Origin of the sequence: Streptomyces crystallinus, assembly GCF_039521265.1 — a bacterium.
GTDB classification, from domain to species: Bacteria; Actinomycetota; Actinomycetes; order Streptomycetales; family Streptomycetaceae; genus Streptomyces; species Streptomyces crystallinus.
In genome coordinates this window covers 69,108-88,187 of record NZ_BAAACA010000012.1, presented here as the reverse complement: position 1 = coordinate 88,187, position 19,080 = coordinate 69,108, and the positions used below count along the sequence as shown (strand labels likewise).

16 protein-coding genes, 1 tRNA gene and 1 riboswitch are annotated in these 19,080 nt (G+C 70.9%); of the genes, 4 read left to right on the top strand and 13 right to left on the bottom strand.

What is annotated here, in order from left to right; genetic code table 11:
- Positions 1-214 precede the first annotated feature (214 nt).
- Positions 215-1,006 (top strand): hypothetical protein, encoded by a 792-nt coding sequence (locus tag ABD236_RS10310; RefSeq protein ID WP_344072722.1) that lies wholly within the window; start codon positions 215-217, stop codon positions 1,004-1,006.
- A gap of 40 nt (positions 1,007-1,046) precedes the next feature.
- Here the strand turns inward: ABD236_RS10310 and ABD236_RS10305 are convergent, their stop codons facing one another.
- On the bottom strand, positions 1,047-1,370 hold the full coding sequence (locus tag ABD236_RS10305) for a hypothetical protein (RefSeq protein ID WP_344072694.1): 324 nt from the start codon (positions 1,368-1,370) through the stop codon (positions 1,047-1,049).
- Positions 1,371-1,505: 135 nt separating this feature from the next.
- Here ABD236_RS10305 and ABD236_RS10300 point away from each other — a divergent pair, with 135 nt between their 5' ends.
- The gene (locus ABD236_RS10300; RefSeq protein ID WP_101388640.1) at positions 1,506-1,736 is read left to right on the top strand and encodes a DUF4287 domain-containing protein; all 231 of its coding nucleotides are present in this window, start codon (positions 1,506-1,508) and stop codon (positions 1,734-1,736) included.
- A gap of 155 nt (positions 1,737-1,891) precedes the next feature.
- Here the strand turns inward: ABD236_RS10300 and ABD236_RS10295 are convergent, their stop codons facing one another.
- Together ABD236_RS10295 and ABD236_RS10290 are read right to left on the bottom strand one after the other, a co-directional pair.
- Positions 1,892-2,764 (bottom strand): Bax inhibitor-1/YccA family protein, encoded by an 873-nt coding sequence (locus ABD236_RS10295; protein WP_344072690.1) that lies wholly within the window; start codon positions 2,762-2,764, stop codon positions 1,892-1,894.
- Positions 2,765-3,144: 380 nt separating this feature from the next.
- Positions 3,145-3,226, bottom strand: a tRNA-Leu gene (locus ABD236_RS10290).
- A 399-nt stretch (positions 3,227-3,625) separates the two neighbouring features.
- Here ABD236_RS10290 and ABD236_RS10285 point away from each other — a divergent pair.
- Positions 3,626-4,396: an ABC transporter ATP-binding protein gene (locus tag ABD236_RS10285; protein ID WP_344072688.1), complete on the top strand. Its 771-nt coding sequence runs from the start codon at positions 3,626-3,628 to the stop codon at positions 4,394-4,396.
- 60 nt (positions 4,397-4,456) lie between these two features.
- On the top strand, positions 4,457-6,985 hold the full coding sequence (locus tag ABD236_RS10280; protein ID WP_344072686.1) for an ABC transporter permease: 2,529 nt from the start codon (positions 4,457-4,459) through the stop codon (positions 6,983-6,985).
- Positions 6,986-7,055: 70 nt separating this feature from the next.
- Here the strand turns inward: ABD236_RS10280 and ABD236_RS10275 are convergent, their stop codons facing one another.
- The 10 genes from ABD236_RS10275 to ABD236_RS10230 all read right to left on the bottom strand — a co-directional run bounded on the left by ABD236_RS10275 (position 7,056) and on the right by ABD236_RS10230 (position 19,079).
- Positions 7,056-8,291: a phospholipase D-like domain-containing protein gene (locus ABD236_RS10275; protein ID WP_344072684.1), complete on the bottom strand. Its 1,236-nt coding sequence runs from the start codon at positions 8,289-8,291 to the stop codon at positions 7,056-7,058.
- Between the two features lie 199 nt (positions 8,292-8,490).
- Entirely contained in the window at positions 8,491-9,789 is a 1,299-nt protein-coding gene (locus tag ABD236_RS10270) for a class I SAM-dependent methyltransferase (protein ID WP_344072682.1), read from the bottom strand.
- 205 nt (positions 9,790-9,994) lie between these two features.
- Positions 9,995-11,374, bottom strand: coding sequence for an NAD(P)/FAD-dependent oxidoreductase (locus tag ABD236_RS10265; RefSeq protein WP_344072680.1), 1,380 nt, complete (start codon positions 11,372-11,374; stop codon positions 9,995-9,997).
- 380 nt (positions 11,375-11,754) lie between these two features.
- On the bottom strand, positions 11,755-12,669 hold the full coding sequence (locus ABD236_RS10260; protein ID WP_344072678.1) for a Ppx/GppA phosphatase family protein: 915 nt from the start codon (positions 12,667-12,669) through the stop codon (positions 11,755-11,757).
- Positions 12,666-13,202, bottom strand: coding sequence for a DUF501 domain-containing protein (locus ABD236_RS10255; RefSeq protein ID WP_344072676.1), 537 nt, complete (start codon positions 13,200-13,202; stop codon positions 12,666-12,668). The genes ABD236_RS10260 and ABD236_RS10255 overlap by 4 nt, the downstream gene beginning before the upstream one ends.
- 56 nt (positions 13,203-13,258) lie before the next feature.
- Positions 13,259-13,735, bottom strand: a complete 477-nt coding sequence (locus tag ABD236_RS10250) for an FtsB family cell division protein (RefSeq protein ID WP_344072674.1) — start codon at positions 13,733-13,735, stop codon at positions 13,259-13,261.
- 118 nt (positions 13,736-13,853) lie between these two features.
- The gene (gene eno / locus ABD236_RS10245; RefSeq protein WP_344072671.1) at positions 13,854-15,140 is read right to left on the bottom strand and encodes a phosphopyruvate hydratase; all 1,287 of its coding nucleotides are present in this window, start codon (positions 15,138-15,140) and stop codon (positions 13,854-13,856) included.
- 460 nt (positions 15,141-15,600) lie between these two features.
- Complete coding sequence (locus ABD236_RS10240) at positions 15,601-16,275, bottom strand: transglycosylase family protein (RefSeq protein ID WP_344072669.1); 675 nt, start codon at positions 16,273-16,275, stop codon at positions 15,601-15,603.
- Positions 16,276-16,277: 2 nt separating this feature from the next.
- Positions 16,278-16,464, bottom strand: a riboswitch (cyclic di-AMP (ydaO/yuaA leader).
- Positions 16,465-16,724: 260 nt separating this feature from the next.
- Positions 16,725-17,711 (bottom strand): transglycosylase family protein, encoded by a 987-nt coding sequence (locus ABD236_RS10235; RefSeq protein ID WP_344072667.1) that lies wholly within the window; start codon positions 17,709-17,711, stop codon positions 16,725-16,727.
- A 132-nt stretch (positions 17,712-17,843) separates the two neighbouring features.
- The gene (locus ABD236_RS10230) at positions 17,844-19,079 is read right to left on the bottom strand and encodes a cytochrome P450 family protein (protein WP_344072720.1); all 1,236 of its coding nucleotides are present in this window, start codon (positions 19,077-19,079) and stop codon (positions 17,844-17,846) included.
- Position 19,080 lies beyond the last annotated feature (1 nt).

Sequence of the window (19,080 nt, the reverse complement as noted above, 5' to 3'; positions counted from 1 at the left end):
CGCGTCCGGTTCGTGACCGAATCTCCCCCAGGATGTGACGTACGTCCCGGGGGAGAGACATTCCCGCAGGTCACAGGGGTCACGGGGGTAAACCCCAGGCACAAAGACCTGTCCAATTCGTGACGTAATGCACTGACAAGGGGCGCGGGTACCCGACAAGCTGATGTAGGAAGTCGGGGAATCGTTTGAATCCGGGAGTAAGTCAGTGAGCGCCATGTCTCTTGCCCTGCTGCTGACCACGGCCGCTGCCACGGCCGTGGGCGCTGCTGCCCTGCACGCCGCCCACGGGCTGCGCAGGCAGGTCGTGGCGCTGCGCGCCGACCTCGCGGCCACCCATGCCGGCCGGTCCACCACCGTGCCCCACCAGGCGCGCGGCGGCGACACCCCGGTCGCCGAGATACGCGCCGCCGTGGCCGAGGCGCTCGCCGAGGAGCGTGAGCGCGAGCTCGCCGAGGCGCGGGCGTTCTGGGCCGCGCAGGAGGCGCGCGACGCGGCGGACGCCCCGTCGCTCCTGGGCGGCCTCACGGGGCTCGGAGAGGACGCCTCGCTGTTCCTCCCCCGGCAGGCCGACTTCGTCGGTCTGGAGGGCATGGAGCTGGGCGCCGAGCCGTACGAGGAGTTCCCCGAGGACTCCCCGGAGCTGGCCGCCGCCCGCCGCCGCCACCCCTCGCACCCGGACTTCGTCCCGGCGCAGACCTCCGTCGTGGCCGACCACGAGTCCACGGTCTCGCGCCTGGAGCAGCTGGCCGAGGCCCGTACGGAGCTCGCGGACGTCCGCCCCGGCCCGCTCGGCACCCTCGACGTCTACGTCTTCGCCGACGGCACCACGCTGTGCATGACCCCCGGCCACCGGGAGACCTCCGAGCGGCTCGCCGAGGCGCTGCGCGAGGGCGACGCCCCGGTGCTGCTCGGCGGCTCGGGCATCTCGGGGGCGTACGCGCTGACGTTCTCGTGCGGCGAGGAGAGCGTGTACATCCTGGCGGACCGGGTCATCGCGTCCCTGTAGGCCGCCGGAGCGGCCGCAGGCCCCGGCAGGGCGCGTCGGGCTATCCGAACGCCCTCTGCGCCGCCTCCCCCACCAGCCCCACCGCCTCGGCCAGACCTTCGGCCGGGGCCGCGCCCGTGCGCAGCGCCTCGGCCAAATCCCGCCCCGCCACCGACACTTGGTCCGCGACCGTGAAGGCCCCCGCGTCGGGCATCACCCGCGGCTCGGCGAGCGGGGCCTCCGCGCGCTGGGCGCGCAAGGACAACTCCCTGGCCAGGGCGAGGCCTTCGGCGGCGGCGCCGCGCCGCAGGCGGCTCTCGGGGGCGGCCCGCAGACGGTCGGCGAAGCGGTCCACGGCGGCGAGGAGCGGGGTCACATCTAGCACTCCGCGACCCTACGCGCCGCCCCGGGACTGTTGCCAATACGCGAACGCTCAGGCACGGTGACGTGAAGGACCGTCCCCCGCGTTCTCGGCCCGGCCCGAACCGGGGACCCCCAGGCAATGCGTCCGGAGGCGCCGATGTCCCAACTCTTCTCCGAAGAAACCCATCGCAACCTGCTCTCCCGCATCCCCCATTGCACCGGTCGTGAGGTCTCCGACTGGCTCCGCACCGTCGACGAAGGCCCCTCCCTCGTACGGTTCGAGGAGAAGGTCAGCTGGCTCCGCAGCGAGCACGACCTCGCGTACGGACACGCCAAGGCGATCATCCATGAGTACGACCTGAGGCGGGCCGCGCGCCGCCTGCTCTAGGACTCCAGGAAGGGACTTCGCGCTGCGCCCCGCCATCCGACCCCCGGCGGGGCGCAGCGCTGTCCGGCCGGCCTCCTGGCCGGGAAGCCGGGGACATGCGCGGGGGCCCGCCCGGCTGCTGCCGGACGGGCCCCTTCTCAGCGCGTGACGGGCGTCTAGTCGTCGCCCTGGAGGATCGCCACCAGACGCAGCATCTCCAGGTAGATCCAGACGAGCGACATGGTCAGGCCGAAGGCCGCCAGCCACGACTCCTGGCGCGGGGCGCCGTAGGTGATGCCGTCCTCGATCTGCTTGAAGTCCAGCGTCAGGAAGAAGCAGCCGATCAGGATGGCGAGCACACCGACCGCGAAGCCCAGCGGGCCGAAGCTGCGCAGACCGCCGCCGTCGGCGCCGCCGAAGGCGACGACCAGCAGGTTCACCACCGACACCAGGACGAAGGCGATCGCGATGGTCATACCGATGCGGGCGTACCGCGCGGTCACGCGGACCCAGCGCTGCTTGTAGGCGAACAGCGTGGCGCCGGAGACCGCCAGGGTGCCCAGGACCGCCTGGAAGGGCGCGCCGGACCAGCGCTCGTTGTACATCTCGCTGATCACGCCGAGGAAGACGCCCTCGAACGCGGCATAGCCGATGATCAGCGCCGGGACCGGCTTGGTCTTGAACGACTGGATCATCGCGAGGACGAACGCCACCAGGGCGGCACCGACCGCCAGCCCGTAGCTGGTCGAGCTGACCGGCAGCAGGGCCCAGGCGAGGGCCGCGCCCGCGGCCACCACGCCCAGCGTGATCGCGGTGCGCGAGACGACGTCGTCCATCGTCATCACGTCGCCGCGGGCCGGGGCCTGGGGGGCGCCGTACTGCGTGTCCTGCTGGGCGTAGGGGTTCGTCGCGTACGGATTCGTCCCGTACGGGTTCGTCGGTGCCTGCGCGTACGGGTTGCCCCCGGCCTGCGGCGCGGTGTTGAAGCCCGCGGAGCCGTTGTCGCGGCTGAACCCCCGTCGCGAGAAGACCGGGTTGCTGCTCCTCATCTCACTCCTCCATGGCCGCCGTGCGCGGCCTTGACGTCAAGGGTAATGGGAAAGCAAAACAATCACCCTAGTGCTCTGGGAGGATCTTTCCTCGCCGGACGAGCCCTACACCAGGGTGTCGGCGGTCACAAGAGTGCCACGGGAGCGCCGCGGGCGCGGCGGCCGGAAGTGGAGGGTGGGCCCGGCCGGGCCGGGCGCTGCCTCGCGGCGGGCGGCAGGGCGCGTGGCGGGGCGGCCGGAGGGGCGCACGGGAACTGTTTGCCCACGCGCCGCTCATTCGCCGGTAATCGGCCGCACTGACGCTTCCGCGAACGTCCGGCGCGTCCTTCTGTGCACCGAATTATCGGTTCTTCACGCTCTCCCCCGAGGGGGGCGAGAGGTGCCCGGAGCCGGACTTGAACCGGCACGGCCCTAGGGCCAGCGAGGTTTAAGCTCGCCGTGTCTGCTTTCCACCATCCGGGCTGGTCGCGCGGTTCCTACGTTCCCCCGAAGAGCCTATCGGGAGGGCTCCCCCGGACGGTGGAACGATGGCCGATGTTGTCTTATTTTATTGGCGCTTGAGAGGGCGTCAGGGACGGCCCATACCGCTGCGGCACATGCCGGAGGCGGTTGGCAGGCATACCGGTCAGCCGGACTGTGCGTAACGGAATGACGCGAATTCGACTCCCCCTCCCAGGCCGCCCGCGCGGCCGGAGCAGCCGGGGGCCTCCTAAGGGGCGGTGTCATACCCGAGGAGGAGGCGAGCGGCGCTCGTATAAGACTCAAGAGGGCCCGGGAACGGGCACAGGGACTGACGTTCCGGGGCCCCGGCGGCATCGAGGATGGAGGGGTCCCCACCGCACGTCCGACAGGAGTCCTCCGTTGACCACCATCCCCACCGCACACCGCGCCACCGCGGTGGCCGCCCGCGCCACCGAGCTGTCGAAGGTCTACGGCGCGGGCGAGACCCAGGTGGTCGCGCTCGACCGGGTGACGGTCGACTTCCACCAGGGCGAGTTCACCGCGATCATGGGCCCCTCGGGCTCCGGCAAGTCCACGCTGATGCACTGCGTGGCCGGGCTCGACTCGTTCAGCTCCGGGTCGGTCCGGATAGGCGAGACCGAGCTCGGCTCGCTCAAGGACAAGCAGCTCACCCAGCTGCGCCGGGACAAGATCGGCTTCATCTTCCAGGCGTTCAACCTGCTGCCGACGCTGACCGCGGCCGAGAACATCACGCTGCCGATGGACATCGCGGGCCGCAAGCCGGACAAGGAGTGGCTGGCCAAGGTGATCGAGATGGTCGGCCTGTCCGGGCGGCTCTCCCACCGGCCCACCCAGCTCTCCGGCGGCCAGCAGCAGCGGGTCGCCGTGGCCCGCGCCCTCGCCTCCCGGCCCGAGATCATCTTCGGTGACGAGCCGACCGGAAACCTGGACTCCCGCTCCGGCGCCGAGGTCCTGGGCTTCCTGCGCAACTCGGTGCGCGAGCTCGGCCAGACCGTGGTCATGGTCACCCACGACCCGGTCGCCGCCGCCTACGCGGACCGGGTGATCTTCCTCGCCGACGGCCGGATCGTCGACGAGATGCTGCGCCCGAGCGCCGACGGCGTGCTGGACCGCATGAAGGAGTTCGACACCAAGGGCCGCACGAGCTGACCCGCAAGGCCCCCTTCGCCCCCTTCACCCGGCTCCCACCCCAGGACTGAGAAAAGCCCCATGTTCAAAACCGCCCTGCGCAACGTGCTCGCGCACAAGGCCAGGCTGCTGATGACCGTGCTCGCCGTGATGCTCGGCGTGGCCTTCGTCTCCGGCACCCTGGTCTTCACCGACACCCTCAAGAGCGCCTTCAAGAACCAGTCGGCCAAGAGCTACGACAACGTGGCCGTGGCCATCGAGTCGTACGGCAGCCGGGACGACGACAAGCAGGACCCGGGCATCGGCCGGCGGACCCTGGACCAGGTCGCGGCCCTGGACGGGGTCACCTCGGTCAACGGGCGCGTCGACGGCTTCGCCGCGGTGGCCGACAAGAAGGGCAAGCTGATCGGCCAGGGCTGGTCGAACAAGGGCGGGAACTTCTCGCCGAGCCGCGACGGCAAGGACCCGGCGTACACCTTCACCACCGGCGGCGGGCCGGTCCGGGACGGGCAGATCGCGCTCGACGAGGACACCGCCGACAAGGGCGGGTACAAGGTCGGCGACCGGATCCGCGTCGCCACCAACGGGCCGGTGAAGACGTACACCCTGGCCGGTGTGTTCACCACCGAGGACGGCGCGGTCAACGCCGGCGGCAGCCTGGTGCTGTTCGACACCAAGGTCGCCCAGCAGCTCTACCTCAAGCCGGGATTCTTCCAGAAGGTCAACGTCTCGGCGAAGCCCGGCGTCGACGCCCAGAAGCTCCTCGACCAGGTCCTGCCGACGCTGCCCGAGCACGCCACGGCCCGCACCGGCCAGGCGCTCGCCGCGCAGGAGGCGGACGACATCGAGAAGGGGCTGAGCGCGCTCAGCCAGACGCTGCTGGCCTTCGCTGCCATCGCGCTCTTCGTCGGCATCTTCCTGATCTCCAACACGTTCACCATGCTGGTCGCCCAGCGCACCAAGGAACTGGCCCTGATGCGCGCCGTCGGCGCCTCCCGCGCCCAGGTGCGGCGCTCGGTGCTCAGCGAGGCGCTGGTCGTCGGCACGGTCGCCTCGGTGGTCGGCTTCGGGCTCGGCCTCGCTCTCGCGGTGGGGCTGCGCTCCGCGATGGACTCGTTCGGTGTGAAGCTGCCGGCCGGTTCGCTGGTCGTCTCCTCCACCCCGGTCGTCGCCGCGCTCGCAGTGGGTGTGATCGTCACCCTGATCGCCGCCCTGCTGCCCGCCTGGCGCGCCGCGAAGATCCCGCCGGTCGCCGCCATGAACAGCGTGCACGCCGCCGCGACCACCAAGTCGCTGGTCGTACGGAACACCATCGGCGCGATCGTCACCCTGGGCGGCTTCGCCGCGATCCTGGCCGGCGCGGCCGCCGGGCGGGACGGCAAGACGATGATCGGCCTCGGTGCCTTCCTCTCCCTGGTCGGCGTCATCGTCCTGATCCCGCTGCTCTCCCGCCCGGTCATCGGACTCGTCCGCCCGGCGCTGGCCAAGGTGTTCGGCGTCTCCGGCAAGCTCGCCAGCCAGAACGCGGTGCGCAACCCGCGCCGCACCGGCGCCACCGCCTCCGCGCTCGCCATCGGTCTGACCCTGGTCACCGCGCTGTCGGTGCTCGGCATCACGGTCGGCAAGGCCGTGGACAAGACGACCACGGACAACATCAAGGCCGACTACATGGTGGCGATGGCCAGCGGCGACCGGCTGGACCGGTCGGTCGTGCCGGAGCTGCGCAAGGCCCCGGGCGTCGTCGCGGCCTCGCCCAGGCAGGCCTCGTATCTGAAGGTCGACGGCGACTTCCGCTCGGTCGACGGGGTCACGCCGGGCGACATCGAGAAGGTGCTCCGCGTCGAGACGGTCTCCGGCTCGCTCGCCACCCTCGGCCGGGGGCAGCTCGCGATCGACGACGAGACGGCGAAGAAGCACGGCTGGAAGCCGGGCACACGGCTGCCGGTGGAGTTCGACGACAAGAAGAAGGCGTCCCTCACGGTCGGCGCGGTCTTCAAGAAGCAGGAGTTCCTGGCGCCGCTGCTCAGCTCGACCGCGCTGCTCGACCCGCACGAGACCCGGCCGCACATCGAGTCCGTCTTCGTGAAGATGTCCGGCGGCGCCACCAAGGCCAACGAGCAGGCGCTGGTCGACGCGCTCGGCAACAACCCGGCGATCAGCTTCATGGACCAGCAGGACATCCGCGATGTCTTCGGCGGCATGATCAACACGCTGCTCAACATCATGTACGGGCTGCTCGCGATGGCGCTGCTGATCGCGGTCCTGGGCGTCGTGAACACGCTGGCCATGTCGGTCTTCGAGCGCCAGCAGGAGATCGGGATGCTGCGGGCGATCGGTCTGGACCGGAGCCGGGTCAAGCGCATGATCCGTCTGGAGGCCGTCGTCATCGCGGTCTTCGGCGCACTGATCGGCGTGGGCCTCGGCACCTTCCTCGCCTGGGCCGTCGGCGAGACCATCAAGGGCTCGATCCCGGCCTACGCGCTGGTGATCCCGTGGGACCGGATCGCACTGTTCCTGTTCCTGGCGGGCCTGGTGGGCGTCCTGGCCGCCATGTGGCCGGCCCGCAGCGCCGCCCGGCTGAACATGCTGACGGCGATCAAGACGGAGTAGCGGCAGAGACAGCGGGAGGGGCCCGGGACGGCGTGTGCCGTCCCGGGCCCCTCCTTTTCGCGTACGTACGTCAGCTGCCGGCGCAGTACGACATCAGCCGGTCGTGGTTGGCCTTGAACTGGTCGTAGACCGCGTCATCGTTGATCTTCAGGATGGTCTCGTCGTTGGAGCGCAGCGCCTGCCACGAGTAGTTGTGGCTGCCGGTCCAGACGATCTTCTCGTTGGCGACGCCCTCGTACGTGCCGTTCACCAGCAGGTACTTGGAGTGGATGCCGATGTTGACGGTGTGCCCGGCGGGCGGCGTCTCGAAGCACTCCACGCGCTGGGTGAGCTGCCCGTACAGGATCGACTCGACGGTCTTGCCCAGGGACGGCACGCCCGTGCCGCCGCCGTTGGGGTTGCCGTCGGCCGCCAGGTAGACCTTGCAGCCCGCATCGACCATCTGGGTCAGCTTGGTGGCGATCTGGTCGCGGTAGAACAGATTGGCGGCCATCCGCACCTCGGAGTGCTGGGTGGCGGAGCAGGTGACCTTGTCGAGGATCAGCTTGACCGTGTCGGTGGCCGGGTCCGTCGAGTAGGTGGTGCCGGACGTCTCCTTGCGGGGGAAGAAGTACGTCTTGTAGTTCGGGTTGGTCGAACTGATCGGCGTCGAGTAGTAGTTGTTGTCGCTCGTGCCGGCGGAGCCGTTGGCCACCTGGTCGTTGAAGTACGCCTGGTAGTTGGCGTAGAGACCGGCGTCGACGAGCGTCACGGCGTTGTTGAAGAGGTCGGTGCGCTGGGTGCCCGACATATTGGCCGAGGTCTGCACCACGACGTTGTCCGCGCCTCCCGTGTGGGAGAAGAGGAAGAACTTGTTGTGGTTGATCGAGCCGTCGTCGCTGGAGTTCAGCCTGCGGTTGGCGATGCAGCCGCGGCCCTGCGGACAGGACAGGATCCAGGACGGCTTGGTGCGGTCGGTGCCGAGCGCCGCGGCCAGGTTCTCGTACTCGCCGCCCTTGGTCAGCTCGGTGCCGTCGGGCTTGAAGTTGTGCGACTTGTAGTCGACGACCAGCTTCACGGCGACGCCGCGGTCCTTCGCGGCGATCAGTGCGTCGCGCAGCACGTCGTCGGTGAAGGTGTACATCGACATCTGGACCGTGCTGCCCGCGGGGGCGTCGTTCACCAGGGAGACGACGTGGTCGCGGATGCGGTCCTGGTCGGCGGTGGGGCCTGACGGGTCGTTGAAGATCGCCCCGGGGGTGACGGTGAGGGTGTCGGCGCTGGCCGCGCCGGGCGCGGCGAGTGCGGACATCAGGGCGACTGCCATACCCAGCAGCCAGGTTCTGCGGTGGCGGTGCACGCGTACTCCCATTTATGGCATATGCATGACAATGCGGACACCTGGGGGCGCCCGGCTGCCGAACGTATCATTCCGGCTGCGGGCCGGTGGGGGCTGGTCGCGCCCGCGCGGCGGAGCCGCAAAATGACACAGCCCCGCGCCCCTGAGTGCGCCCCTTCGGGGCGCATCAAGGTGCGCTCCCCCACCTCCTCGCCCTCAGCGGCATCCCCGACGTGCCTTCCTCCGGCACCTTCACCGCCAGGATCTGGTTGACGCCGATGCGGTTGCGCTCGAAGGACAGGGCGCAGGCCGCCATGTACAGGCGCCAGACCCGGGCCCGGCCGGGGCCCGCCAGTTTCGCCGCGCGCTCCCAGCCCGCCTCCAGATTGCCCACCCAGCGGCGCAGGGTGAGGGCGTAGTGCTCGCGCAGGGCCTCCACGTCACGGGCCTCGAAACCGGCGTCCTCCAGGGTCGCCAGGGTCCGCCCGAGCGGGGCCAGTTCGCCGTCGGGGAAGACGTACGCGTCGATGAACTCGTCCACGTGGTACGCCGCTTCGTTCCCCTCGGGGCGCCGGGCGATCTGGTGGTTGAGCAGCCGCCCGCCGTCCTTCAGCAGGGCGTAGAGGTCGTCCGCGTACTCCCGGTAGCGCACCGAGCCGACGTGCTCGGCCATCCCGATCGAGGAGATCGCGTCGTACGGCCCGTCCCGTACGTCCCGGTAGTCCTGCACCCGGATCTCGATCCGGTCGGCCAGGCCCTCCTCGGCGACGCGTTTGCGGGCGTGGGCGGCCTGTTCGGCGCTGAGGGTGATGCCGACCACCCGGGCGCCGTGGTGGCGGGCCGCGTGCAGGGCCATCGAGCCCCAGCCGCAACCGACGTCGAGCAGCCGGTCGCCCTCCTTCAGCCCGAGCTTGCGGCAGACCAGCTCCAGCTTGTCGCGCTGGGCCTCCTCCAGGGTGGCGTCGGGGTGCTCCCAGTAGGCGCACGAGTAGACCATCGAGGGGCCGAGCACCAGGGCGTAGAAGTCGTTGCCCACGTCGTAGTGGTGGCTGACGGCCTGCCGGTCGCGGCGTCTGGTGTGCAGCGGTCCGGTGCGGCGGCGCACCTCCTCGGCGGGCGGGGCGGGCGGCGGCAGCGGCCCGCCGAGCCGCAGCAGCTCGCGGGCGGCCGCCCGCAGCCTCGGGTCGCGTACGGGATGGCCGGCGCCCTCGGACCCGCCGCGCTCCCAGACCAGCCCGGCCAGCAGGTCCAGGGCCAGATAGAGGTCCCCCTCGATGTCCAGCTCGCCGGCCACCCAGGCGCGGGCCAGGCCCAGTTCGCCCGGCTTCCACAGCAGCCGGCGCAGGGCGCGGCGGTGGCGCAGCACGACGACGGGGGCGCCCGGCGGGCCCGCCTCGCTGCCGTCCCAGGCGCGCACCCGGACCGGAAGGTCCTCGCCCAGGAGCCCGCCGGCGAGAGCGGTCAGCCGCGTGGCGACGTCGGCCATGGCGCACACCTCCGTGAAGTCGGCCCCCACATGCCCAGCACCCGGACAACATTGCCCCGGGCACCGGCCATCCCGCTACAGCGCCACGGGCGTACACCGGCGGCGCGAAGGTGACAGGACCGCGGGGCGCACACGCCGAAGGGACCGTCCGCACCACGGATGGCGGACGGCCCCTTCGGGCGTTGCTACGGGAGGCTGACCGGGGTCAGGAGGCCTTGGCCTTCTCCTCGACCTTGGCGGCCGGGGCCGGAGCGGGCTTGGCGGCCTCGTAGAACTCCTCGCGCGGAGTCTCCATGGCGCCGAGCGAGACGACCTCGCGCTTGAGGAACATCGCGAGGGTCCAGTCGGCGAAGACGCGGATCTTGCGGTTCCAGGTGGGCACGGCCAGACCGTGGTAGCCACGGTGCATGTACCAGGCGAGACGGCCCTTGAGCTTGATCTTCATCTTGCCCATGACGATCATCGCGACGCCCTTGTGGAGGCCGAGGCCCGCCACCGCGCCCTTGTTGGCGTGCGCGTACTCCTTCTGCGGGAAGCCCCGCATCCCGGAGACCACGTTGTCGCCGAGGACCTTGGCCTGGCGCAGCGCGTGCTGGGCGTTCGGCGGGCACCAGGCGTTCTCGACGCCGGCCTTGCGGGCGGCGATGTCCGGGACCTGGGCGTTGTCGCCGGCGGCCCAGATGTAGTCGGTGCCCTGGACCTGGAGGGTCGGGGCGGTGTCGACGTGACCGCGCGGGCCGAGCGGCAGGCCGAAGCGGGCCAGCGCCGGGTTGGGCTTGACGCCCGCGGTCCACACGATGGTGTTGGAGTCGACCTCGAGGCCGTTCTTCAGCACCACGTGGCCGTCGACGCAGGAGTCCATGGAGGTCGAGAGGTAGATCTCGACCCCGCGGCCCTCGAGGTGCTCCTTGCCCCACTTGCCGAGCTGCGGCCCGACCTCGGGGAGGATCTTGTCGGCGGCGTCGACCAGGATGAAGCGCATGTCCTCGCGCTTCACGTTGGTGTAGTACTTGGCCGCGTCGCGGGCCATGTCCTCGACCTCGCCGATCGTCTCGGCGCCGGCGAAGCCACCGCCCACGAAGACGAAGGTCAGCGCCTTGCGGCGGACGTCCTCGTCAGTCGTGGAGTCGGCCTTGTCCAGCTGCTCCAGGACGTGGTTGCGCAGTCCGATGGCCTCCTCGACGCCCTTCATGCCGATGCCCTGCTCGGCGAGGCCGGGGATCGGGAAGGTGCGGGAGACCGCGCCGAGGGCGACGACCAGGTAGTCGAAGGGCAGCTCGTAGGCCTCGCCGACGAGCGGCGCGACCGTGGCGACCTTGCGGTCCTGGTCGATGCTGGTGACACGGCCGGTGAGCACCTCGGCTCCGCGCACGACGCGTCGCAGCGGGACGACGACGTGGCGCGGGGAGATGCTGCCTGCGGCGGCTTCGGGGAGGAAGGGCTGGTACGTCATGTACGACCGCGGGTCGACGACCGTGACGGTCGCCTCGGCGTAGCGCATCTTCTTGAGAATGCGCCGTGCCGCGTACAGGCCTACGTACCCACCGCCTACGACGAGGATTCGGGGACGCTCCGTGGTGCTCATGCCATCGAGTATCCACCCCCCTGTGGAGCCTCGCTCGTGCGCCCCTTCACAAGGTCCGATGGGGTCTCTGCTACACTTCGCGGCCCACGTGACCGAGGTCATGGTGGACAGAGGGAACCACGGTGTGGGGGAGAACGTTGTTCACCCCTCCTGAACTGGCCCTCACACCCTCGCGCGGGCTAGACCACCGGGCCAGGAAACACGTCCGTAACACATGGTCGACCCCCTGGATCGCGCCCCGTTGAGCCTCTGGACCTACAGAAGAGAGGCCTACGGCCCCCAATCGAGGGCAACCGGCGGGTTTTCCTTGTGAAGAACTTCACGAACTTTCTTGCGGAGGGTGGTCCGGAGGGCCCCGCGGGAGCCCTCCGGAGCCCCCATCACGCGATCGACCAGGCGATTCCGTCGAGGATGTCGTGCTCGCTGACCACGACCTCCAAGGCGCCGGTGCGCTCCATGACCGCCAGCAGGACCAGCGCGCCGGCGGCGATCACGTCGATGCGGCCCGGGTGCAGCACCGGGATCGCCGTGCGCTCCTCGTGGGTGGAGGCGAGCAGCCGCTCGGTGACCCGCTTGACCTCGTCGTGGGAGATACGGGAGTGGTGGATCGCCGCCGAGTCGTACGCGTCGAGGTCCAGCGCGATGGCGGCGACCGTGGTCACCGAACCGGCCAGGCCCACCAGCGTGCGCGGCTCGCGCAGCGGCACCGTCCGCTCGGCGAGGTCGAGGGCGGCCTCGACGTCCGCCCTTATCGCGGCGATCTGCTCGGGCGTGGCCGGGTCGCTCAGGTGGTGGCGCTCGGTCATCCGCACACAGCCCACGTCCACCGAGCGCGCCGCGCGCACCTGGCGGGAGCCGACCACGAACTCGGTGGAGCCGCCGCCGATGTCGACGACCAGGTAGTCGCCGTCGGCGTGCAGCTCCCGGGTGGCGCCGGTGAAGGAGAACTCGGCCTCCTGGTCGCCGGTGATCACCTCGGGCTCGACGCCCAGGATGTCCAGGACGCCCTGGACGAAGGCGTCCCGGTTCTCGGCGTCACGGGAGGCGGAGGTGGCCACGAAGCGCAGCCGCTCGGCACCGAACTCCTCGATGACCGCCGCGTACTCGCGGCAGGCCGCGAAGGTGCGCTCCAGGGCCTCGGGGGCGAGCCGGCCGGTGCGGTCCACGCCCTGGCCCAGGCGCACGATCGTCATCCGGCGGTCCAGGTCGACGAGTTCGCCGGTGGCCGGGTCCGCGTCGGCGACGAGCAGACGGATCGAGTTCGTCCCGCAGTCGATGGCCGCGACCCGCGTCACTTCTCGCCCTCCCCGGCCACGCAGGGGGTGACGCAGGGGCCCTTGGCCCACCACTCGGGCAGCATCGCGATGGCCTCGTCGCCCAGCGGGTTCACCCCGGGCCCGGCCGCCAGCGAGTGGCCGACCAGCACGTGCAGGCACTTCACCCGGTCCGGCATGCCGCCCGCGCTCGGGAAGCCCTCCAGGACCTCGATGGCGTCGCGGCGGGCGATGTAGTCCTCGTGGGCGGCGCGGTAGGCGGCGGCGAGCTCCGGGTCGGTCGCCAGACGCTCCGTCATCTCCTTCATGACGCCGTTGGCCTCGAGGGTGCCGATCGCCGACGCGGCCCGCGGGCAGCTCAGGTAGTACGTCGTCGGGAACGGCGTGCCGTCGGGCAGCCGGGGGGCCGTCTCGACCACGTCCGGGTTGCCGCACGGACAGCGGTGCGCGATCGCGCGCAGTCCGCGCGGCGGGCGGCCCAGCTGCTCCTGGAAGGCGGCGATGTCCGCCTCGGTCGGCTCGGTGCTGGGCGTCTGGGGCGGGGGCGTTTCCATCGCGGTGTCTGTCTCAGTCTCTGTCTGTCTGGATCTGTCGCTGGCGGTTCACGTCGTCAGTTGCCGGGCCGGTCGGCCTTGTCCACGCCGTCCCAGAGGTTCTGGTGCCAGGGGCGGCCGGTGGCGGCCTTGCCGTCGCGGCGGCCCTTGCCGGCCGACGGGTCGGTCACGGTGTAGCCGGTCTCGCCCGGGAACTGCATGTGCAGATGCTCCCGGGCCAGCCGCTTGATGTACGCGTCGTCCTGGAGCCGCGCCTTCTCGTCGCGCAGCCGCTCGACCTGCGCGGCCGCGTCGTGCTCCTTGCGGCGCTGCTCGGCGATGTCGCCGCGCTGCGACACGTACTGGCGCATCGGGTACGCGAGGGCCACCACCAGGGAGCACATCACCAGGGCGAGCAGCGCGGCCCGGCCGGTGAGCCGGGAGCGGCGCGCCTGGCGCTTGGTCTGGGAGCGGTAGACCCGGGCCGCGGTCTGCTCGCCGAGCACCTTGAGCCGGGCCGCGGTGGAGAACCGGTCCCGGTCGCCCTTGGCCATGTCGCCCCGCTCCCCTCACGTACGTACAACGTCCCCGGACACGGTACGGGACCGCGGCCGGGGACGTACGTACGACAGGGCGGTCAGCCCGTGTCCGGACTGGCCCGTCTCGGGCTGGTCAGCCCTTGAAGCGCGGGAAGGCGCTGCGGCCCGCGTACACCGCGGCGTCGTCGAGGATCTCCTCGATGCGCAGCAGCTGGTTGTACTTGGCGACGCGCTCGGAGCGGGCCGGGGCGCCGGTCTTGATCTGGCCGCAGTTGGTGGCGACGGCGAGGTCGGCGATGGTGACGTCCTCGGTCTCGCCGGAGCGGTGCGACATCATGCACTTGAAGCCGCTGCGCTGGGCGAGCTCGACGGCGTCGAGGGTCTCGGTCAGCGAACCGATCTGGTTGACCTTGACGAGCAGCGCGTTGGCGGTGCCCTCCTCGATGCCGCGGGCCAGGCGCTCCGGGTTGGTGACGAACAGGTCGTCGCCGACGAGCTGGACGCGGGCGCCGAGCTTGTCGGTGATGACCTTCCAGCCGGCCCAGTCGTCCTCGAAGAGCGGGTCCTCGATGGAGACCAGCGGGTAGGCGTCGACGAGGCCCTCGTAGTACTCGGTCATCTCGGCGGCCGAGCGGGACTGGCCCTCGAACTCGTACTTGCCGTCCTTGTAGAACTCGGACGCGGCGACGTCGAGCGCGAGCGCGATGTCCTTGCCCGGGGCGTAGCCGGCCTCCTTGATGGCCTCCAGGATCAGGTCCAGGGCGGCGCGGTTGGAGTCCAGGTTCGGGGCGAAGCCGCCCTCGTCGCCGAGGCCGGTGGACAGGCCCTTGCGCTTCAGGACGGCCTTGAGGGTGTGGTAGACCTCGGTGCCCCAGCGCAACGCCTCGGAGAAGGACTCCGCGCCGATCGGGGCGATCATGAACTCCTGGATGTCGACGTTGGAGTCGGCGTGCGACCCACCGTTGAGGATGTTCATCATCGGAACGGGCAGCAGGTGCGCGTTCGGGCCGCCCAGGTAGCGGAACAGCGGCAGGTCGCTGGCCTCGGAGGCGGCGTGGGCCACGGCGAGCGAGACGCCGAGGATGGCGTTGGCGCCCAGCGAGCCCTTGTTGTCCGTGGCGTCCAGGTCGAACATCGCCTGGTCGATCAGGCGCTGCTCGGTGGCGTCGTAGCCGACGAGCTCCGGGCCGATCTGCTCGATCACGGCGAGGACGGCCTTCTCGACGCCCTTGCCCTGGTAGCGGCTGGGGTCGCCGTCACGCAGTTCGATGGCCTCGAAGGCACCGGTGGAGGCACCCGAGGGGACGGCGGCACGGCCGGTGCTGCCGTCGTCGAGGCCGACCTCGACCTCGACCGTGGGGTTGCCTCGGGAGTCCAGGATTTCCCGGGCTACGACGACGTCGATGGACGGCACGAGCATCTCCTTCTGGGATGTGACGCGAATGGGCCGGGCCGCGTGGTCCGGCACCCCTGAGCCTAACCGGCTCCGGGGCATCGGCCAGCCGACCGACCGGGTCGTGGGACGAAACGGGGGGCAAAATGTTCCCGAACAAAACAAAGCCCCGCCCCGTGTGGGGCGGGACTTTGCTCGGGGCGCGGCCCCGGGCCCGGTTCAGCTGACAGCTGAGTGGATCTTGGGGGCCGGTTTTTGGGCCCCCACCCCACCCCTTCCCGAAAGCCCTCCGGCGGGCGGCCGGGGGCTCCGCCCCAGGGCCCGGCCTTCGTCTGCGGCTGAGTGGGTGGTTGCTCGCGCAGTTCCCCGCGCCCCTTAGGTAGTAGGCCGCGCCGGAGCACCCAGCTCAGCCACAGTCCTTTAGGGGCGCGGGGAACTGCGCGAGCAACCCACCACACACCCGCAGACAAAGACCGGGCAGCACGCGCTAGCTGAGGTGGAGGTGCTGGTCCACGAAGATCAGGTTCGCGTCCTTCACCACGTCCTTGTTCAGCTCGTACAGCTTCTCCCAGCCGCCCTTGACGCCGTGCGCCGCCGCGATGGAGCCGAGGGTGTCGCCGGACTTCACCGTGTACTCGCCGTCACCGGTCTTGACCGGCGCGGGGCGGGACTCGCCGCGCGAGGCGGGGGCGGACTCCCGCTTGGGGGCCGGGGCCGCCTTGGGCGCGGCCTTCTTCGGCGCGGCCTTCTTCGCGGCGCCGGACGTGTCCACGTCCGCGGCCGACCCACCGGCCGTCAGGTTGCCCGCACCGGCGCAGGACCAGGCACCCGGACCCTGCATGGCGAGCAGCTTCTCGGCCGTGGCGATCTGCTGGCCCTTGGTGGCCAGGTCGGCACGGGAGGCGTACTGGGTGCCACCCGCCGCGGCCCAGGAGGACTGCGAGAACTGCAGACCGCCGTAGTAGCCGTTGCCGGTGTTGATCGACCAGTTGCCACCGGACTCGCACTGGGCGACGGCGTCCCAGGTGGAGACGGAGGCGGCGGAGGCGGAGCCCGCGGCCATCAGCGGGGCGGCGACGGCGGCACCGGTGACACCCGCCAGCGTGACGACGCGGACGGCCTTGGACGGGCGGCGGTGCTTGCCCTTGCCAGAAAGCAGCATGGAGTTCTCCTCACCGACGCCTGCGAGGTGAGCTGTCGGGTTCGGGCGAGTGAGTGGCCCGGCCGCGCCAGTGGCGCGTCTTCACCCCAAGCCGGTCCCGTGGCCGCCGGGGACGTGTGTACGTCCCCCAACGGCCGGGCCCGGCGCTTACCTTGGGTCCCCCGCTCCTGCCTACGGCGCATCGAGCGTCGACTGTTCCCCCGCGACCGACGGCAGGATTCGGCGTTTCCGGTCGGAGGGGCCCGTGGTGACGAGCGCTCCGACCGTAAACACACCAACCCCTGATGTTCAAAGGGGCACATCAGGGAGAAATCGCCCCTCGGGCCTCTTTCGCGCCCCCTGTTTCCGCAGGTCGGGGGCGTAACGCGCGTACCGGGCGGACGGGACAGGGCAGTTGACGGAAAGAGATCCATGTCTCACTTGCACAGAAGCGGACATAGACCCCTGAACTACCCCTTGGTCGGGGCCGGGTTGTCCGTCTTTGCCAGGTTCAGATCAAGGTTCTGGCCAGGCAGGATCAGGTTCGGGTCGGAGCCGATCGTCTTCTCGTTGGCCTTGTAGAGCGCGGACCAGCCGCCCTCGACCTTGTGCGCGCGCGAGATGTCCCACAGGTTGTCGCCGGGGCGGACGGTGTAGTCGGCGCCCAGGACGTCGCCCGCGCCACGTGAGTCGGCGTCACCTCGCGAGGCGTGTCGCCCCGATTCATGGGTGTTGTCCGTATTGCCCGGCTCGGTGGTCGCGGGGGTGCCGCTCTCGGCCGGGTCCGGCGTGCCGCGGTGCTTGCCGCCGGAGGCGGAGCCGGCGGCCGGGTCGGTGGTCTTCGCCGTACCGCCGGCGCCGGCGTCGGTCGAGCCGGGCTTGCCGCTCGCACCCGTGGACGGCGCCGAGGGCGTCGTGGAGGGCTTGGGAGCGGTGGAGGCGGAGCCGGAGGGCGTACGGGACGCCGGAGGCTTCTTCGCGGGCGCGGACGGCGTCGCGGTGGCGTCCGGGGTCGCGGCCCCCTCCTCGGAGGGGACGTACGGCGAGGGGGTGGCGCCCGGGTCGACGGCCGGCGCACCGGCGCCCGAGGTGAGCCCGGAGACCGACGAGCAGCTGGTGAAGGCCTTGGGGCCCTTCGCCGCGAGCACCTTCTCGGCCACGGCTATCTGCTGGGCGCGGCTGGCCAGGTCGGGCCGCTCGGCATAGGAGGTGCCGCCGTAGGTCTGCCAGGTCTCCTGCGAGAGCTGGAGCCCGCCGTACAGCCCGTTGCCGAAGTCCGCGCTCCAGGCGCCGCCGCTCTCGCACTCCGCGACGCGGTCCCAGGTGGTCGCGGAGGCGGCGTTCGCGCCGCTCGCGGCGAAGAGCGGCAGGGCGAGGGCCGAGCCGGTCACCCCCGCCGCGACGACGAGTGCGGGAGCCTGGCGGGGTCGGCGGTGCCGTCCGTTCCCGGAGCGCATGCTGTGGCCTTCCGTGTGACTACGTCTGTGACTGCTGGGCCTGGCGGTGAGCCTGGTTTGCCGAGTCGAGGGGTGAACGTAGCCGTACTCGAACGCTTGTCACAAGTCGATGCACCCGCGATAACGCGAAAGTCACAGTTTTGACGTACCGTCAGTTACGGCGGGCGTGAACTCGACCGGAAGGGTGCGCAGTCCGCGCATGATGAGGCCGCCGCGCCAGCGCAAATCGGCAGGATCCGCCCCGAGCCGCAGGTCAGGGAGGCGCCGCAACAGCGTTGCCAGCGCGGCCCTCGCCTCCAGGCGGGCGAGCGGTGCTCCGAGGCAGTAGTGGATGCCGTGGCCGTAGCCGAGGTGCTGGTTGTCGCGGCGCCCGAGGTCGAGGGTGTCGGGGTCGCGGAAGCGCTCCGGATCGCGGTCGGCGGCGGCGAGCACGACGAGCACCGGGTCGCCCGCGGCGATGTCCTGACCCCCGATCGACAGCGGCCGGGTGGCGAACCGCCAGGTGGCCATCTCCACCGGCCCGTCGTAGCGCAGCAGTTCCTCCACGCCGGTGTCCAGCAGGTCCGACTCCCCGGCCGCCAGCGAGGCCTGGAGGCGCTCACGCTGTTCCGGGTTGCGCAGCAGCGCGTACACGCCGTTGCCGATGAGGTTCACGGTCGTCTCGAACCCGGCGAAGAGCAGGATGAAGGCCATCGCGGCGGCCTCGTTCTCGGTGAGGTGCTCGCCGTGGTCGCTGGCCCGGATCAGACCGGAGATGAGGTCGTCGCCGGGGTTCTCCCGCTTGCGGTGGATGAGTTCCAGGAGGTACCCGCGCATCTTCTTCACCGAGCGCGCCACACCGCCGCGCGGGCCGCCGCCGTGCCGGATCATCATCCCGGCCCAGTCGCGGAAGTCGTCCTGGTCCTCGCGCGGCACCCCGAGCAGGTCACAGATGGCGTAGATGGGCAGCGGGAACGCGAACTCGTGGATGAGGTCGGCCTCGCCGCGCTCGGCGAACCGGTCGATGAGCGCGTCCGTCAACTCCTGTACCCGGGGCGCGAATTCGGCGACCGTACGGGGAGTGAACGCCTTCGACACCAGCCGCCGCAGCCGGGTGTGGTCCGGCGGGTCGATGTTGAGCAGATGCGTCATCAGGTCGGCCTTGCGCTCGCCCGGGATGCCCGTCTTGCCCTTGGCGTGCGCCGACTCGTCGTGGTGCGCCGGGTTCTTGGAGAGCCGCTGGTCGGCGAGCGCCTGCTTGGCGTCCGCGTACCGCGTCACCAGCCACGCCTCGACCCCGCTGGGCAGCTTGGTCCGGTGCACCGGCGAGTGCTCGCGCAGCCAGCCGTAGACGGGGTAGGGGTCGGTGGCGAACTCCCAGGTGAACATC

Bases quoted from the DNA above. Each gene is read 5' to 3' on its own strand.
- ABD236_RS10310 (WP_344072722.1), top strand. From the start codon at position 215: ATGTCTCTTGCCCTGCTGCTGACCACGGCCGCTGCCACGGCCGTGGGC.
- ABD236_RS10300 (WP_101388640.1), top strand. From the start codon at position 1,506: ATGTCCCAACTCTTCTCCGAAGAAACCCATCGCAACCTGCTCTCCCGC.
- ABD236_RS10295 (WP_344072690.1), bottom strand. From the start codon at position 2,764: ATGAGGAGCAGCAACCCGGTCTTCTCGCGACGGGGGTTCAGCCGCGAC.
- ABD236_RS10280 (WP_344072686.1), top strand. From the start codon at position 4,457: ATGTTCAAAACCGCCCTGCGCAACGTGCTCGCGCACAAGGCCAGGCTG.
- ABD236_RS10275 (WP_344072684.1), bottom strand. From the start codon at position 8,291: ATGGCAGTCGCCCTGATGTCCGCACTCGCCGCGCCCGGCGCGGCCAGC.
- ABD236_RS10270 (WP_344072682.1), bottom strand. From the start codon at position 9,789: ATGGCCGACGTCGCCACGCGGCTGACCGCTCTCGCCGGCGGGCTCCTG.
- ABD236_RS10265 (WP_344072680.1), bottom strand. From the start codon at position 11,374: ATGAGCACCACGGAGCGTCCCCGAATCCTCGTCGTAGGCGGTGGGTAC.
- ABD236_RS10255 (WP_344072676.1), bottom strand. From the start codon at position 13,202: ATGGAAACGCCCCCGCCCCAGACGCCCAGCACCGAGCCGACCGAGGCG.
- ABD236_RS10250 (WP_344072674.1), bottom strand. From the start codon at position 13,735: ATGGCCAAGGGCGACCGGGACCGGTTCTCCACCGCGGCCCGGCTCAAG.
- eno (WP_344072671.1), bottom strand. From the start codon at position 15,140: ATGCTCGTGCCGTCCATCGACGTCGTCGTAGCCCGGGAAATCCTGGAC.
- ABD236_RS10240 (WP_344072669.1), bottom strand. From the start codon at position 16,275: ATGCTGCTTTCTGGCAAGGGCAAGCACCGCCGCCCGTCCAAGGCCGTC.
- ABD236_RS10235 (WP_344072667.1), bottom strand. From the start codon at position 17,711: ATGCGCTCCGGGAACGGACGGCACCGCCGACCCCGCCAGGCTCCCGCA.
- ABD236_RS10230 (WP_344072720.1), bottom strand. From the start codon at position 19,079: ATGTTCACCTGGGAGTTCGCCACCGACCCCTACCCCGTCTACGGCTGG.